Here is a 15,864-nt window from a genome sequence, read left to right as displayed (position 1 = left end):
GGAGCAAGACGATCGAACGGTTGAGCGAAATCCTGAGCGCGCTGATTCGCGGTGGCGATCGAGACGATCACGTGCGCCTGCGCCTGGTCCAGACGCTCTACACCCAGCCGAACACGCTGAGCGTGGGCGCTCTCGCCGGCTGCGCGGCGGCCGTCTCCGTCGCCGCAATCATGCGCACGCCGCTCACCTCGCTCCTCGCCGGGCTTCTGCTGATCGTGGGGCTGTGCCGCATCGGCGCCGCGAGCTGGCTGGCGCGCTCCGGCGCGCGCGGCGATGCGCGTCGGCTGGAACTGGCTTATGCGGCCGGGGCCTTTGCCTATGCGCTGCTGTCCGGCGTACTGGCGGCGGTGGTCCTGTATATGGCGCCCCCCGCAGAGGTGCAGGTGCTGGCGGTGGCGAGTACGCTGATCTTCGGCGTGGGCATGTCCGCCTGCTGCGCCGGTCGGCCGCGCATCGCCATCGGGCAGATGCTGCTGTCGGTCATGCCCGTGGTGCTGGTGGCCGCGGCAGCGGGCGGCATCGTGCTGCCCACGCTGGCGGCCTGCCTGCTGCTCGCCCTGTGGGGCATGGTGGCGATCACGCTCAGCTCCTATCGCACGCTGAAGGAACAGATCGCTGCGGCCGAAGCGAGCGGGCGGATGGCGGAAAACATGCGCCGGCTGGCCCGCACCGACGTGGTCACCGGCCTGCTCAATCGCGCAGGGCTCAACCACGACCTCGTCGAGCTGCTGATGGGGCTGCCGGAAAACCGCAAGCTGGCGATGTTCTGGCTCGATCTCGACAAGTTCAAGGAAGTGAACGACACGCTCGGCCATCCGGTGGGTGACCGGGTGCTGGCCGAAGTGGCCAAGCGGCTGCGCGCCCAGGTGCCGCAGGGCTCGGTGCTTTCGCGCTTCGGCGGCGACGAGTTCATCGTGGTGGCCGATGTGGCCGACCGGCGCGAGAGCGAGCGGCTGGCCGGCGCCATCGCCGATGAAATCGCGCAGTCGCTGCGGCTGGACGGGCGGCGGATCGACATCTCCACCTCGATGGGCGTGGCGCTGCTGCCCGATGACGCGCCGGACATCGACACGCTGATGCAGGGCGCCGATCTGGCGCTGTATCACGCCAAGGTCGGCGGGCGGAACCAGGTGTGCTTCTTCGACACCTCCATGACCCGCGCCTTCGTGCGCAAGAAGGAAATCGAGGCCGAGCTGCGCGCCGCCATCGCGCGCGACGAGCTGTCGATCTTCTTCCAGCCGATCGTCGATCTCGACACCGGCCGCATCCGCAGCTTCGAAGCGCTGGTGCGCTGGTTCCACCCCGAGAAGGGCGAGCTGCGGCCCGACGAATTTATCCCGGTGGCCGAGGAAACCGGCGTGATCATCACGCTGGGCAACTGGATCACCGCCCAGGCGGCGCGCGCCTGCGCCCAGTGGCCCGAGGACGTGACGATCGCCGTCAACCTCTCCCCCGTGCAGCTGCGCGCGCCCGGGGCGGCGCTGGGCATATTGACCGCGCTGCGCGAGGCCGGCCTCGATCCCCGGCGGCTGGAGCTGGAGGTGACGGAAAGCCTGTTCCTCGACGACAACCAGCACACCGCGCGCTTTATCGAGGAGCTTTCCGCCGTCGGCGTGCGCTTCGCGCTGGACGATTTCGGCACCGGCTATTCCTCGCTGGGCTATATCAACAAGTTCCCCTTCTGCACGATCAAGGTGGACCGCAGCTTCGTGTCCGGCCCCAATGTCGGGCGCAAGAGCGACGCGATCATCCGCGCCGTGGCCGAAATGGGCAACACGCTGGACATGGAAATCGTGGCCGAGGGGCTGGAGACGATCGATCAGGTCCATGCCGTGCGCAACGCCGGTTGCACGCTGGGCCAGGGATACTATTTCAGCCGGGCCGTGCCGGATTACCTGGCGGCGATGTTGCTGGCGCAGGAGCGCGAGGAGAGCCCCGACCTGCGCCGCGCAGCACCCTGACGCGCCGCCCCGGCGGCACGCCACCGGGCATGGAACCACCTGCTTTTCCGGCTTTTTTGATATTGCGAACTGATATCAAAGATAGTTGCAGCCGAGGGCTTTTTCGCGGTTGCAATGGGCGTGGGCCGCGCCTAGGTCCACGCCAACAGTCCGGGCCCTCCCTTCGCGGGACGCGGGGAGCTGCCTGTTTTTTCCGTCGCTTTCCAGCGCCCGCGCAGCTTGGAGGAATCGACAAAGCCCATGGCCCGCAAAAAGATCGCGCTCGTCGGCGCCGGTATGATCGGTGGCACCCTTGCCCATCTCGCAGCCAAGAAGGAACTGGGCGACATCGTCCTGTTCGACATTGCCGAAGGCATTCCGCAGGGCAAGGCGCTCGATCTCAGCCAGTGCGGCCCGGTGGAAGGCTTCGATGCCCGCATCACCGGCACCAATGATTATGCCGATATCGCCGGCGCCGATGTGGTGATCGTCACCGCCGGCGTGCCGCGCAAGCCCGGCATGAGCCGCGACGATCTGCTCGGCATCAACCTCAAGGTGATGAAGGCCGTGGGTGAAGGCATCCGCGACAATTGCCCCGACGCCTTCGTGATCTGCATCACCAACCCGCTGGATGCGATGGTGTGGGCGCTGCGCGAATTCTCCGGCCTGCCGCACAACAAGGTGGTGGGCATGGCGGGCGTGCTCGACAGCGCGCGCTTCGCAACCTTCCTCGCCTGGGAATTCGGCGTCAGCGTCAAGGACGTGAACGCCTTCGTGCTCGGCGGCCACGGCGACACCATGGTGCCGGTGCTCAGCTACTCCACGATCAACGGCATTCCGGTGAACGACATGGCCAAGATCAAGGGCGTCGATGCCGGCAAGCTGGACGAGATCGTCCAGCGCACGCGCAGCGGCGGCGGCGAGATCGTCGGCCTGCTCAAGACCGGCTCCGCCTATTACGCGCCGGCCACCAGCGCCATTGCGATGGCCGAAGCCTATCTGGGCGACCAGAAGCGCATCCTGCCCTGCGCCGCCTATGTCGAAGGCAAATATTCCGTGGACGGCCTCTATGTCGGCGTGCCCGCCGTGATCGGCGCCGACGGCATTGAGGATGTGGTCGAGATCGAGCTGTCCGACGAGGAAGCGAGCAACCTCAAGGTGTCGGTCGATGCCGTCGAGGAATTGCTGCTGGCCTGCAAGGGGCTGGATAGCTCGCTGGCGTGAGGACAGACCGGTGAGCTACGATCTGATGGTATTTGATCCAGTCGCCGCGCCGCATGAGCGCGCGGCGTTTCTGGAATGGTATCATCAGCAAGCTGAGTGGTCTGAGGGTCACAACTACAGCGACCCGGCTAACACTACACCTGCTCTTGCCGCCTGGTATGAGGCAATGCGGCTAACCTATCCCAATATGAACGGCCCGAATGCGGTTACCGATGAGGAAATGCTAGAGCCGGGCGTTGAAGATCGGCTCGGCGATTACAGCATAGGTCATCACGTGATTTACGCGGCGTTCAGTTGGTCGGAAGCAGAAAATGTATATCCGTTAGTGCGCGCTCTGGCTGTGAAATACGGCGTTGGATTTTACGACGTGAGTGGCGACGAAGGGGATGGTGAGATCTACTTCCCCGGCGACGAACTGAAGCCGGAATCGCAGGGTGCTTGGCGCTCGATTTCTCGGCAATTCAAGGAACTGGACAACGAATGAGCATCCTCGTCAACAAAGACACCAAGGTCATCACCCAGGGGATGACCGGTGCCACCGGCACCTTCCACACCGAACAGGCGCTGGCCTATGGCACGAAGATGGTTGCGGGCGTGACGCCGGGCAAAGGCGGCAGCGAGCATATCGGCCTGCCCGTCTATGACACGGTGGCCGAAGCCAAGGCGGCGACCGGCGCAACTGCATCCTGCATCTATGTGCCGCCGCCCTTCGCCGCGGATTCCATCCTGGAAGCGATCGATGCCGAGATCGAGCTGATCGTGGCGATCACCGAAGGCGTGCCCGTGCTGGACATGGTGAAGGTGAAGCGCGCACTGTCCGGCAGCAAAAGCCGGCTGATCGGCCCCAACTGCCCCGGCGTGCTGACCCCCGGCGAATGCAAGATCGGCATCATGCCCGGCTCCATCTTCTCCAAGGGTTCGGTGGGCGTCGTCAGCCGTTCCGGCACGCTGACCTATGAAGCCGTGCACCAGACCACCGCCGTGGGGTTGGGCCAGACCACGGCCGTGGGCATCGGTGGCGATCCGGTGAACGGCACCAATTTCATCGACGTGCTGGACCTGTTCCTGGACGATCCCGAAACCAAGTCGATCATCATGATCGGCGAAATCGGCGGATCGGCGGAAGAGGAAGCGGCCGAATTCATCAAGGACCAGGCGAAGAAGGGCCGCAGCAAGCCGATGGTCGGCTTCATCGCCGGCCGCACCGCCCCTCCGGGACGTCGCATGGGCCATGCCGGGGCGATCGTATCCGGCGGCCAGGGCGGCGCGGAAGACAAGATCGCCGCGATGGAAGCAGCCGGCATCCGCGTGTCCCCCTCCCCCAGCGAACTCGGCACCACGCTCGACGCGCTGCTGAAGGAACTGGCCTGAACAGTCCCGCCTCCGCACGCGTTGCGGGGGCTCACGGAGCCGCATGATGGGTAACGAAGCGCAGAATTTCCTCCCCGAGCTGCCGGCGCAGGACGGCCCGCAGCCCGGGCCGAGCTGGCAGAACCGCCGCTGGCCGCTGACCGGCGCCGGCAGCGATCTGGCGGAGGCGATGGACCCCACCGCGATGAAGATCGCGGTGGAAAAGGCCGCCGCCAAATCCGGCAAGGCGATGGACGAAGGCGCGGTGGAGCGGGCGGCGGACGACGCCGTGCGCGCCATGATGCTGATCCGCACCTATCGCGTGCGCGGCCATCTGGCGGCCGATCTCGATCCGCTGGGGCTGCACCATTCGGAACTGCCGGCTGACCTGACGCCCGAATATCACGGCTTCTCCGGCGATGCGCTGGACCGGCCGGTGTATATCGGCGGAAACCTTGGCCTCGAATGGACCACGGTGCGCGAAATCGTGGAGATCCTGCGCGCGAATTACTGCGGCAAGGTCGGCCTCGAATACATGCACATCTCCGACATCGAGGAGCGCCGCTTCCTGCAGGACCGCATGGAAGGCGCCGACAAGGAGATCGAGTTTACCGAGAACGGCAAGAAGGCGATCCTTTCGGCCGTGATCCGTGGCGAGGAATACGAGAAGTTCCTCGGCAAGAAATATGTCGGCACCAAGCGCTTCGGCCTGGACGGCGGCGAAAGCATGATCCCCGCGCTGGAAGCGGTGATCAAATATGGCGGCGCGCTGGGCGTGCGCGAGATCGTGTATGGCATGGCCCATCGCGGCCGGCTGAACGTGCTCGCCAACGTGATGGCCAAGCCCTATCGCGTGATCTTCCACGAATTTTCGGGCGGCAGCGCCAATCCCGATGACGTGGGCGGATCGGGCGATGTGAAATATCACCTCGGCACCAGCACCGACCGCGAGTTCGACGGGATCAAGGTGCATATGAGTCTGGTCCCCAACCCCAGCCATCTGGAAACGGTGGACCCGGTGGTTCTGGGCAAGGTGCGCGCGCAGCAGGCCGTGCACGAGGATCTGGAACGGCACGAGAAGGTGCTGCCGGTGCTGATCCACGGCGATGCCGCATTCGCCGGCCAAGGCATCGTATGGGAATGCTTCGGCTTCTCCGGCGTGCGCGGATACAACACCGGCGGCTGCATCCACTTCGTGATCAATAACCAGATCGGTTTTACCACGAGCCCGCAGTTCGCCAGATCGTCCCCCTACCCGTCGGACGTGGCCAAGGGCGTGCAGGCGCCGATCCTGCATGTGAATGGCGACGATCCCGAAGCCGTGACCTTCGCCTGCAAGCTGGCGATCGAATATCGCATGCAGTTCAAGCGCGATATCGTGATCGACATGTGGTGCTATCGCCGCTTCGGCCACAATGAGGGCGACGAGCCGAGCTTCACCCAGCCGCTGATGTACGCAAAGATCCGCCAGCATCCGCGGGTGAGCGAAATCTATGCCCGGCGCCTGACCGACGAAGGCGTGATCGACGGCAAATGGGCCGGCGAGCAGGCGGACCGCTTCGTGAGCGTGCTCGAGGAGGAATTCGAAGCCGCCAAGAGCTACAAGCCCAATGAAGCGGACTGGTTCGGCGGGCGGTGGAGCGGCCTGCACAAGCCTGCCGATCCCGAAACCGCGCGTCGCAACGTGGATACGGCGATCGAAAGCAAGCTGTTCGAAAGCCTGGGCCGCACGCTGACCAATGTCCCGGTGGATCTGGAAATCCACAAGACGCTGCGCCGCGTGATCGAGGCCAAGGCCAAGATGTTCGAAAGCGGCAGCGGCTTCGACTGGGCGACGGCGGAGGCGCTGGCCTTCGGCAGCCTCGTCACCGAAGGGTTCGGCGTGCGCCTGTCAGGCCAGGATTCGGGCCGCGGCACCTTCAGCCAGCGCCATGCCATCTGGCTCGACCAGGCCAGCGAGCGCAAATATATCCCGCTCACCACCCTGCCGCATGGCAAGTTCGAGGTCTATGACAGCCCGCTGTCCGAATATGGCGTGCTGGGCTTCGAATATGGCTTCGCCTCGGCCGATCCGAAGACACTGGTATGCTGGGAAGCGCAGTTCGGCGACTTCGCCAATGGCGCGCAGATCATCATCGACCAGTACATCGCCGCGGGCGAGGTGAAGTGGCTGCGGGCCAACGGCCTCGTGCTGATGCTGCCGCATGGCTATGAAGGCCAGGGGCCGGAGCACAGCTCCGCCCGGCTCGAACGCTTCCTGCAGCTGTGCGCGAACGACAACATCCAGGTGTGCAACATCACCGTTCCGGCCAATTACTTCCACCTGCTGCGCAGGCAGATGCTGCGGCCGTTCCGCAAGCCGCTGATCATCATGACGCCCAAGAGCCTGCTGCGCCATCCAATGGCGAAGTCCGAAGCGGGCGAGTTCCTGGGCGACAGCCATTTCAAGCGCATCATGTCCGACACCAGCGACATCGCGGACGAGAAGGTCCGCCGGCTGGTGCTGTGTTCGGGCAAGGTCGCCTATGATCTGATCGAGAAGCGCGACGCGGAAAAGCTGGAGGACACCTCCATCGTCCGCATCGAACAGCTCTATCCCTTCCCCGGCGAACCGCTGGCCGTGCGCCTCAAGCGCATGAAGAACCTGGAACAGGTGATCTGGTGCCAGGAAGAGCCGAAGAACAACGGCGCGTGGTTCTTCGTCGAAAGCAAGATAGAAGATGCGCTGATCGCCGCCGGGCACCAGGGCATGCGGCCGTTCTATGCCGGACGCGAAGTGGCGGCCTCGCCCGCCACCGGGCTCGCCAGCCGGCATGCGGTGCAGCAGCAGGCGCTGGTGGATATCGCGCTGGGCCTCGCCGATGGCGGCGCGGCACAGCGCAACAGCAGGAACAAGCAGGGCAAGGCCTGAAGGAACGAGACATGGCCAGTGAAGTAAAAGTCCCCGTCCTCGGGGAATCGGTTACCGAAGCGACGATCGGTGAATGGCTGAAGAAGCCGGGCGACCCCGTGGCGCTGGACGAGCCGATCGCCAGCCTCGAAACCGACAAGGTGGCGGTGGAAGTCCCCGCGCCGATCGCCGGCACCATGGGTGAATACCGGGTGCAGGTGGGCGATACGGTGGAAGTGGGCGCGGTGATCGCCTCCATCGAGGACGGCCAGCCGAGCGCCGGCCCCGAAGGCACGCGAGTGCGCGAAACGCCCGCGCCCTCCCCTGCTCCGGCCCCGGCTCCCACCCCAGCCCCCGCGGAACCTGAGGCCGCGACCGAGGATGCCGCCTCCACCCTCTCCCCCGCGGTGCGCCGCGCGGTGCTGGAACACGGGGTCGATCCGACCACGATCAAGGGCACCGGCAAGGACGGCCGCCTGACGAAGGAAGACGTGCTGGTCGCCGCCAAGGCCAAGCAGGCGAGCCCCGCGCCCGCCGCCAGCGCCCCGGCCCCCTCGCCCGCTCCCGCCCCGTCCGCCAAAGGCGAGCGCCGCGAAGAGCGCGTGAAGATGACGCGCCTGCGCCAGACCATCGCCAAGCGGCTGAAGGGCGCGCAGGAAGAAGCGGCGCTGCTGACCACCTTCAACGATTGCGACATGAGCGCGGTGATCGAAGCGCGCGAACACTATAAGGACGTGTTCGCCAAGAAGCACGGCATCAAGCTGGGCTTCATGAGCTTCTTCGCCAAGGCCGCCTGCCTGGCACTGAAGGACGTGCCGGCGGTGAACGCCAAGATCGAGGGCGACGAGATCGTCTATCACGATTACCTCGATCTCTCGGTCGCCGTCAGCGCCCCCAACGGGCTGGTGGTGCCGGTGGTCCGCAGCGTGGACCAGATGAGCTTCGCCGAAGTGGAGCAGGCGATCGCCGGCTTCGGCCAGAAGGCCAAGGACGGCACGCTGACCATGGCCGACATGGCCGGTGGCACCTTCACCATTTCCAACGGCGGCGTGTTCGGATCGCTGATGTCCACGCCGATCATCAATCCGCCGCAGAGCGCCGTGCTGGGCCTGCACCGGATCGAGGATCGCCCGGTGGTCCGCGATGGCCAGGTGGTGGTGCGCCCGATGATGTATCTCGCGCTCAGCTATGACCATCGCATCATCGACGGGCGCGAGGCGGTGACGGCGCTGAAGATCATCAAGGAAGCGATCGAGGATCCGATGCGGATGCTGATCGATCTGTAAGTGGAAGTGTGTGCCACATCCTTCGACAGGCTCAGGATGAGCGGGTCCTGGCTTCGATAATGCAAGCCCGCCCGTGCTGAACCTGTCGAAGCACGGGCGCGACGGAAGAGAACTATGGCTGACCAGACCTACGACTATGACGTCCTCATCATCGGCGCCGGGCCCGGCGGCTATGTCGCCGCGATCCGCGCCGCGCAGCTGGGGCTGAAGACGGCCTGCGCCGAAAGTCGCGAGACGCTGGGCGGCACCTGCCTCAATGTCGGCTGCATTCCTTCCAAGGCCATGCTCCACGCATCCGAATATTTCGAGGCGGCGGCGGGCGGCATGATGGCCAAGCTGGGCATCAAGGTCAGCCCCGAGCTCGATCTGGATACGATGCACGGCCAGCGCCGCGATGCGGTGAAGCAGCTCACCGGCGGGGTGGAGTTCCTGTTCAAGAAGAACAAGGTCACCTGGCTCAAGGATCGCGCCAGCTTCGTGGATGCGCACACCGTGAAGGTGGGCGGCGAAACGGTGACGGCGAAGAACGTGGTCATCGCCACCGGCTCTTCGGTCACCCCGCTTCCGGGCGTGGAAGTGGACAATGCCAAGGGCGTGGTGGTCGATTCCACCGGCGCGCTGGAATTGCCCGCCGTGCCGAAGAAGATGGTGGTGATCGGCGGCGGCGTGATCGGGCTGGAGCTCGGCAGCGTGTGGCGCCGGCTGGGCGCCGAAGTCATCGTGGTGGAATATCTCGATCAGCTGCTGCCCGGCATGGACGGCGATGTCCGCAAGGAAGCGGCCAAGATCTTCAAGAAGCAGGGCATGGAGCTGAAGCTGGGCACGAAGGTGACCGGCGTCAGCGTGAAGGGCAAGAAGGCCACCCTGACGCTGGAGCCGGCCGCGGGCGGCGATGCGGAGACGCTGGAGGCCGATTGCGTGCTGGTCTCCATCGGCCGGCGCCCCAACACCGAAGGGCTGGGGCTGGAAAATATCGGGCTGGAAACCAACCAGCGCGGCCAGATCGAAACGGGCGAGGATTTCCGCACCGCCGTGGACGGCGTGTGGGCCATCGGCGACGTGATCCCCGGCCCCATGCTGGCGCACAAGGCGGAAGACGAAGGCATCGCCGTGGCGGAGAACATCGCCGGGCAGACGGGCATCGTGAACCACAATGTGATCCCCAGCGTCGTCTATACCATGCCCGAAATCGCCGGCGTCGGCCTGACCGAGGAAGCCGCCAAGGAAAAGGGCTATGCGATCAAGGCCGGCAAGTTCCCCATGCTGGCGAACAGCCGCGCGAAGACCAATCACGAGCCGGACGGCTTCGTGAAGGTGATCGCCGATGCCAACACCGATCGCGTTCTGGGCGTATGGATGATCGCCAGCGTAGCGGGCACGATGATCGCCCAGGCTGCGCAGGCGATGGAATTCGGCGCCACCAGCGAGGATATCGCCTACACTTGCCACGCGCATCCCACCCATGCCGAAGCGCTGAAGGAAGCGGCGATGGCCGTGCAGGGCAAGCCGATCCACATCTGATCGCCTGACAAGCGTGTCCGCATCCGGCCGAGCCCTGCTGCCCCTTGCCGGATGCGCCGCCGCGGTGGCGGCCGGCATCGCCTTCATGGCGATGGGCGGCGCACCGGGATCCTATCTCCTCGTCAACGGCGGCGCGCTGCTGCTGGCGGCGGTGTTCGCCGCTGTCCGCCTTCGCCGCGCCGTGCCCGGCGGATGGCCGATGGCGATCCTGCTGTTCGCTGCCCTGTTTGCCCTGCCGCTGCTGATGGAGCCGGCGACGGAGCCGGTGCGGCGCTGGATCGCCCTTGGCCCCGTCACGCTCCACGCCGGCATGCTCGCGCTTCCCGCGCTGCTGGCGGCGGCGCAGCGCCAGTCCGGCTTCGCCTGGCCCGCAGCCACCGCCTTCGCAGCTCTGGTTGCCCTGCTGCAGCCCGATCTTGCCTCCGCGCTGGCGCTGTTCGGCGCCGCCGCGGCCGTGCTGCTGCGCGACCGGAAGCCGCCGGCGATCATTGCCGGACTGGTGGCGGCGGCGGGTCTCGCTGCCACATGGCAGCAGGCCGGCTGGCTGGCGCCGGTGCGCTTCGTTGAACAGGTGCTGGGCGATGCCTGGCGGCGCGAGCCGGCCATGGCCGCCCTGCTGGGCGCGGCACTGCTCGCCGCCATTCTCCAGCCCCTCGCCAGCTTCCGCCAGAGCGGGCCGGCGCTGGCCTTTTCCGGCTGCGTGGCGGGCTTTGCCCTCGCCTCGCTGATCGGGCCCTATCCCGCGCCCCTGATCGGCTATGGCGCCTCCGCCATACTCGGCTATGGCCTCGCCATCCGCATCCTCGCCGCCAAGGGTTCCTCGCGATGACCAGCAGCCTCCGCCCCTTCCACCTCGCCTTTCCGGTGCGCGACCTGGCAGAGGCACGCGCCTTCTGGGGCGAAGTGATGGGTTGCCCCGAAGGGCGCAGCAGCGCCGAATGGATCGATTTCGATTTCTACGGCCACCAGATCGTGGCCCATCTGGCGGAGGGCGCGGGCGATGCCGCATCCAATCCGGTGGACGGGCATGACGTGCCGGTGCCCCATTTCGGCATCGTCCTCACCATGGAGGATTGGCAGGCACTGGCGGACCGGCTGCGCGCGGCGGGCTTGGATTTCGCGATTGAGCCGCATGTCCGCTTTGCCGGGCAGCCGGGCGAACAGGCGACCATGTTCTTCCGCGATCCCAGCGGCAATGCGATCGAGATGAAGGCCTTCGCCGATCTGGGGCAGTTGTTCGCCACAGACTGATCGCGGTGGAAAGCCGCCGCGCTTGAGATTATGGCGCGCGGATCATGTTTCCTGCCGCCGCCCCCGCCCTGCCCCCGCTGCTCGACCTTGGCGGCACCGCCGTATTCGCGCTGAGCGGCGCGCTGGTAGCGGCGCGGCTGCGGCAGACCTTCGTCACCATGGCCTTCTTCGCGCTGATCACCGGCGTGGGCGGCGGCAGCATCCGGGATCTGCTGGTCGGGGTGCCGGCCTTCTGGCTGCGCGATGGCTGGGTGGCGCTGGTGATCTTTTCCGCCGCGCTGGTCGCCTGGTTCACACCGCGCCGCTGGTGGGAAGGCCAGTTGCTGGAATGGGCCGATGCAGCCGGCCTGGCGGTGTTCGCAGTGCTGGGCACGGCCAAGGCGCTGGCCTTCGGCGTGGCTCCGCTGCCCGCGGCGGTGCTGGGCGTGATTACCGGCTGCGCGGGCGGGGTGATCCGCGACGTGGTCGCGGGCGTGCCCTCCATCCTGATGCGGCCGGAAATCTATGTCACCGCCGCCGCGCTGTCGGCCATGGTCTGCGTGGCGGGAACCGCCGCGGGGCTACCGCTGGCCCCAGTGTGGGGCGTCGCCGCGCTGGCGGGCTTCGCCCTGCGCGGCGCGGCGATGATCTGGACCATCGAACTGCCCGCCTATTCGCGCGAACGCTAGGCTACCAAGCGCTGCCGCCTTCCGGGGCAAGGTCGCCATCCACATTTCCATCCGCCGGGCCGCCGACATCGGGCGTGGAATAGCGCAGATTGGCGCGCGCCCGGTTGTAGTAATCGTCGCTCCACTGGTTGTCTTCGCCGCGCGCGGGAGCGGCGGGTGCATAGCCGCCGTGATCGGTGGGTTCGCCCAGCGAGACGTCGGCGATCCTCCCCTGATCGTCCAGCCAGCAGGAGAAATCGCTGCCGTTCCGCAGCGTGCCGGCCACGTTCCAGCCTTCCGGCGTGCGCGAGGCGTTTTCCACGGCATCCACCGCCTCGCCGCGCCGGTCCATCTCGCCGAGGCAGGCGCTCACTGCCCGGTCCATCGCACCGGTGCCGCCCCCCACGCTGCGATAGGCGCCGGGCGCGGGATAGGCTTCGCCCTGCGGATAGCGCATGCGAGGTGGCGGCGGCGGCGGCTCCGCGCGGCGATCCCGGTCGTTGCTCGCCGCGCTTGCCAGCAGCGCGATTCCGCCGATGGCCAGTATGCCCGCCACGATATCGCCGCCATCGATCCCGCCGCCATCGTGATGGCGGCGATAGCCACGGTGCGCCACATTGCCGGCATCGGGATCGTAAGGCCGAACCGCGGCGTGCGCGAAGCCATGGCGCAGATCCACCGCTGCCGCCGGCGTTGCCACCAGCGAGATGGCGGCGGCCACGGCACTGGCGGCGCACAGGCGGCTATCTTTCAAAGCCATTCGCCAAAATCCTAGCATGAAGGGGCCGGAGAATAGGCATTGGAGGGTTGCCGGCCGCTGAACCGGCCCCGCCCTGCCTTGCCTTCTCCGGCCCGCGCCGGGTCATAATCCGCGGATACCGCTGTAATCGATATCGACCACCCTGCCATATTCGACGCGGCAGGTGAAACTGCCGGCATCATAGCCGCGATAGCGATCGTTCCATCCGCGATAATCATTGTTCCAGCCCCGGCCATAGCGGTTGTCTCCCACGCGCCAGTCGCGGCCGTGGGTGTTCACCGCGATGCGGCCTTTCACGCGATAGCCATCGCGCCGGCGGTCGATGTCACGGATGTCGGTCACTTTCGCGCGTCCGCCATAGGAATAGCGGCTGGCGGTCCGCTCCGCCGCATAGACGCACTGCTCCACCGCGCTGCGCGGGCTGTCGCGATAGCCGCGGCCATCGCGGTAATCCCGATAATCGCGCCGGTCGCGATTGTTGCTGGCTGCCGCCGCCACCGCGGCAATGCCGCCGATAATCAGCGCGCCCGCGATCACGTCGCCCGCGTCGATGCCGTCGTCATGGTCATAGCGCCGCTCGCGGGCGAATGCCGGGCTGGCAGAGGTGATGGCCACCGCCCCCGCCGCCACTGTGCCGATCAGCCCTCTGGAAATCCTGTTCATCGCTACCTCCTTCGCCGGGCGGGCAAATCGTGCCCGGCAGAAGGAAAATAGGCGGCGCGGCATACCGGGAGGCTGAACTGGGATGTCAGCCGATATTCAGCAAAACAGCGACATTTATGAACATTCAGTCCTTCGGCGTGAGGCCGGTCCAATAGGCCAGGAAGGCCTCGATATCCGCCGCTTCCTCGATCGCCTTGTCGGTCGGCTTGCCCGATCCGTGGCCGGCGCGGGTTTCGATGCGGATCAGCTGCGGCTTGGGGCCGAGATCGGCGGCCTGCAGCGCGGCGGTGTATTTGAAGCTGTGGCCCGGCACCACCCGGTCATCCGTGTCGGCGGTGGTCACCAGCAGCGCGGGGTACGGCGTCCCCTGCTTGATGTTGTGGTAGGGCGAATAGGCGCGCAGCACTTTGAAATCGGCCTCCTTCGAAGGATAGCCGTAATCGTCCACCCAATAGCGGCCGGCGGTCCAGCGATCGAAGCGCAGCATGTCCATCACGCCCACGGCGGCATTGCCGGCAGCGAACAGGTCGGGCCGCTGATTGGACACGGCACCGATCAGCAGCCCGCCGTTGGAGCCGCCCTGGATCGCCAGCCCATCCTGCGGGGTAATCCCCTCCTTCTTGAGATACTCGCCGGCGGCGACGAAATCGTCGAACACGTTCTGCTTGTTGGCGAGGCGGCCGGCATCGTGCCACGCCTTGCCATATTCGCCGCCGCCGCGAATGTTGGCGAGCGCGAAGGCGCCGCCCGCCTGCACCCAGGCCATGCGCCCGGCAGAGAAGCTGGGCGTCAGCGAAATGTCGAATCCGCCATAGGCATAGAGCAGCGTGGGCACGGGCTTGCCGCTGGCCGCCACATCCTTGCGCCGCATCAGGAACATCGGCACCCGCGTGCCATCCTTCGACTGGTAGAAGCGCTGCTCGACCACGAAATCATCGGGATTGAAGGCCAGCTGCGGCTCCGCAAACACCGTCCGCTCTCCGCTCGCCGTGTCGAGGCGATAGATCGTCGGCGGGCGATTGAAGCTGGAGAAGCTGTAGAAGGTTTCCGGATCGCCGGGCTCGCCGGTGAAGCCGCCAACGCTGCCGATGCCGCCGAGCTCGATCGGCGCCTTCTCCTGCCCGGACAGGTCGAACACGCGCGCGAGCGAGCTCGCATCCTTGAGATAGCTGACGATCAGCTCGTTTCCGACGATGGAGGCGCCGTCGATCGGCTGCTCCTTCTCGGGCACGATCACCTTCCACTCGGGCTCGGCCGCATCGAGATCGGTCGAAAGCACGCGATAGCGCGGCGCATCCTGATTGGTGACGACGAACAGCCGGCCACCGATCCCGTCTACCACGCTCCAGGCATTGTCGAAGCCGGTGATGAGCGGCCGCGCCGCCCACCCGCGCTCGCCGCGCGCTGCGAGATCGATCACATGCACTTCATAGCGCGCATCGGTGCCGATCGAGCTGGTGATGATCGCCCAGCGGCCGTCGCTGGTGACGCCCGCCCCATGCATGTAATCGGCATGATCCGGCGTCGCATAGACGAGCTCGTCCGCGCTCTGCGGCGTGCCGATGCGATGGAAATACACGGCCTGGTTGTAATTCAGCGCCTGGAAGTCCTGCCCTTCCTCCGGCTCCGGGAAGCGCGAATAGAGGAAGCCCTCCTCCCCCACCCAGGCAAGGCCGGTGAACTTGGCCCAGCGGATCTCATCCGCCAGCGGCTCCCCGGTGGTGACGTCCAGCACGCGCAGGATGCGCCAGTCGCTGCCGCCATCCTGCACGCTGTAGAGCAGCTTGCTGCCATCGGGCGACGGGGTCCATCCGGAAAGCGCGGTCGCTCCGTCCGCAGCCCATCCGTTGGGATCGAGCAGCAGCCGCTCCGCACCGGTCAGTCCGTCGCGAACATAGAGCGGGCTCTGGTTCTGCAGCCCGGAATTGCGCGTGTAGAAATAGCGCGCGCCCTTCTTCACCGGGGTGGAGAAGCGCTCGAAATCGAACAGCTCACCGATCCGCTCGCGGAACCACGCGCGCGCGGGCAGCTTCGCCAGATAGGCGTCGGTCACGGCGTTCTCGCGCTTCACCCAGTCCGCAACTTCGGGGCTGTTGCGAACATCCTCTTCCAGCCAGCGATAGGGATCGGCGATGGCTTCGCCGAACTGCGTTTCCACCACGTCACCGCGGCGGGTTTCGGGATAGGCGGGTGCGTTCATGTCCTGGGCCTGAATGTGCATGGGTGTGGCGATAGTGGCTGCGAGCGCAGCGGCAAGGGTCAGGCGCATGGGAACTCCGCACAAGAAAAAGGCGGTTGCGACTGTAACGATCGCAACCGCCTTTTCAATTGC

General features: G+C 66.3%; 13 protein-coding genes. 10 read left to right on the top strand and 3 right to left on the bottom strand.

The window, feature by feature from the left end; all coding sequences use genetic code 11:
• Window positions 1-20 precede the first annotated feature (20 nt).
• The 10 genes from AEB_RS08320 (at window position 21) to AEB_RS08275 (ending at window position 12,130) form a co-directional block, all read left to right on the top strand.
• Window positions 21-1,961: a putative bifunctional diguanylate cyclase/phosphodiesterase gene (locus AEB_RS08320; RefSeq protein ID WP_231958959.1), complete on the top strand. Its 1,941-nt coding sequence runs from the start codon at window positions 21-23 to the stop codon at window positions 1,959-1,961.
• Window positions 1,962-2,201: 240 nt separating this feature from the next.
• Window positions 2,202-3,164, top strand: coding sequence for a malate dehydrogenase (gene mdh / locus AEB_RS08315; RefSeq protein WP_119082775.1), 963 nt, complete (start codon window positions 2,202-2,204; stop codon window positions 3,162-3,164).
• 10 nt (window positions 3,165-3,174) lie between these two features.
• On the top strand, window positions 3,175-3,648 hold the full coding sequence (locus AEB_RS08310) for a hypothetical protein (RefSeq protein ID WP_119082774.1): 474 nt from the start codon (window positions 3,175-3,177) through the stop codon (window positions 3,646-3,648).
• A complete protein-coding gene (gene sucD / locus AEB_RS08305) occupies window positions 3,645-4,535 on the top strand; it encodes a succinate--CoA ligase subunit alpha (RefSeq protein ID WP_119082773.1) in 891 nt (296 codons plus the stop codon). Before AEB_RS08310 ends, sucD begins: the two co-directional genes overlap by 4 nt.
• 46 nt (window positions 4,536-4,581) lie before the next feature.
• Window positions 4,582-7,425 (top strand): 2-oxoglutarate dehydrogenase E1 component, encoded by a 2,844-nt coding sequence (locus AEB_RS08300; RefSeq protein ID WP_119082772.1) that lies wholly within the window; start codon window positions 4,582-4,584, stop codon window positions 7,423-7,425.
• An 11-nt stretch (window positions 7,426-7,436) separates the two neighbouring features.
• A complete protein-coding gene (gene odhB / locus AEB_RS08295; protein ID WP_119082771.1) occupies window positions 7,437-8,690 on the top strand; it encodes a 2-oxoglutarate dehydrogenase complex dihydrolipoyllysine-residue succinyltransferase in 1,254 nt (417 codons plus the stop codon).
• Between the two features lie 114 nt (window positions 8,691-8,804).
• The gene (gene lpdA / locus AEB_RS08290) at window positions 8,805-10,211 is read left to right on the top strand and encodes a dihydrolipoyl dehydrogenase (protein ID WP_119082770.1); all 1,407 of its coding nucleotides are present in this window, start codon (window positions 8,805-8,807) and stop codon (window positions 10,209-10,211) included.
• Between the two features lie 13 nt (window positions 10,212-10,224).
• Window positions 10,225-11,040, top strand: coding sequence for a hypothetical protein (locus AEB_RS08285; protein ID WP_119082769.1), 816 nt, complete (start codon window positions 10,225-10,227; stop codon window positions 11,038-11,040).
• Window positions 11,037-11,462: a VOC family protein gene (locus tag AEB_RS08280; protein WP_119082768.1), complete on the top strand. Its 426-nt coding sequence runs from the start codon at window positions 11,037-11,039 to the stop codon at window positions 11,460-11,462. Before AEB_RS08285 ends, AEB_RS08280 begins: the two co-directional genes overlap by 4 nt.
• 44 nt (window positions 11,463-11,506) lie before the next feature.
• On the top strand, window positions 11,507-12,130 hold the full coding sequence (locus tag AEB_RS08275) for a trimeric intracellular cation channel family protein (protein WP_119082767.1): 624 nt from the start codon (window positions 11,507-11,509) through the stop codon (window positions 12,128-12,130).
• Between the two features lies 1 nt (window position 12,131).
• Here the strand turns inward: AEB_RS08275 and AEB_RS08270 are convergent, their stop codons facing one another.
• From AEB_RS08270 to AEB_RS08260, 3 genes are all read right to left on the bottom strand, one after another.
• Window positions 12,132-12,869, bottom strand: coding sequence for a hypothetical protein (locus AEB_RS08270; protein ID WP_145985279.1), 738 nt, complete (start codon window positions 12,867-12,869; stop codon window positions 12,132-12,134).
• Between the two features lie 102 nt (window positions 12,870-12,971).
• The gene (locus AEB_RS08265) at window positions 12,972-13,532 is read right to left on the bottom strand and encodes a hypothetical protein (protein WP_119082765.1); all 561 of its coding nucleotides are present in this window, start codon (window positions 13,530-13,532) and stop codon (window positions 12,972-12,974) included.
• Between the two features lie 124 nt (window positions 13,533-13,656).
• Window positions 13,657-15,801: a prolyl oligopeptidase family serine peptidase gene (locus tag AEB_RS08260; protein ID WP_119082764.1), complete on the bottom strand. Its 2,145-nt coding sequence runs from the start codon at window positions 15,799-15,801 to the stop codon at window positions 13,657-13,659.
• Window positions 15,802-15,864 lie beyond the last annotated feature (63 nt).

Origin of the sequence: Altererythrobacter sp. B11 (genome assembly GCF_003569745.1) — a bacterium.
Classification (GTDB): Bacteria; Pseudomonadota; Alphaproteobacteria; order Sphingomonadales; family Sphingomonadaceae; genus Croceibacterium_C.
Note: the sequence above shows the minus strand (reverse complement) of the source record. Positions and strands in the feature narration are given on the sequence as shown.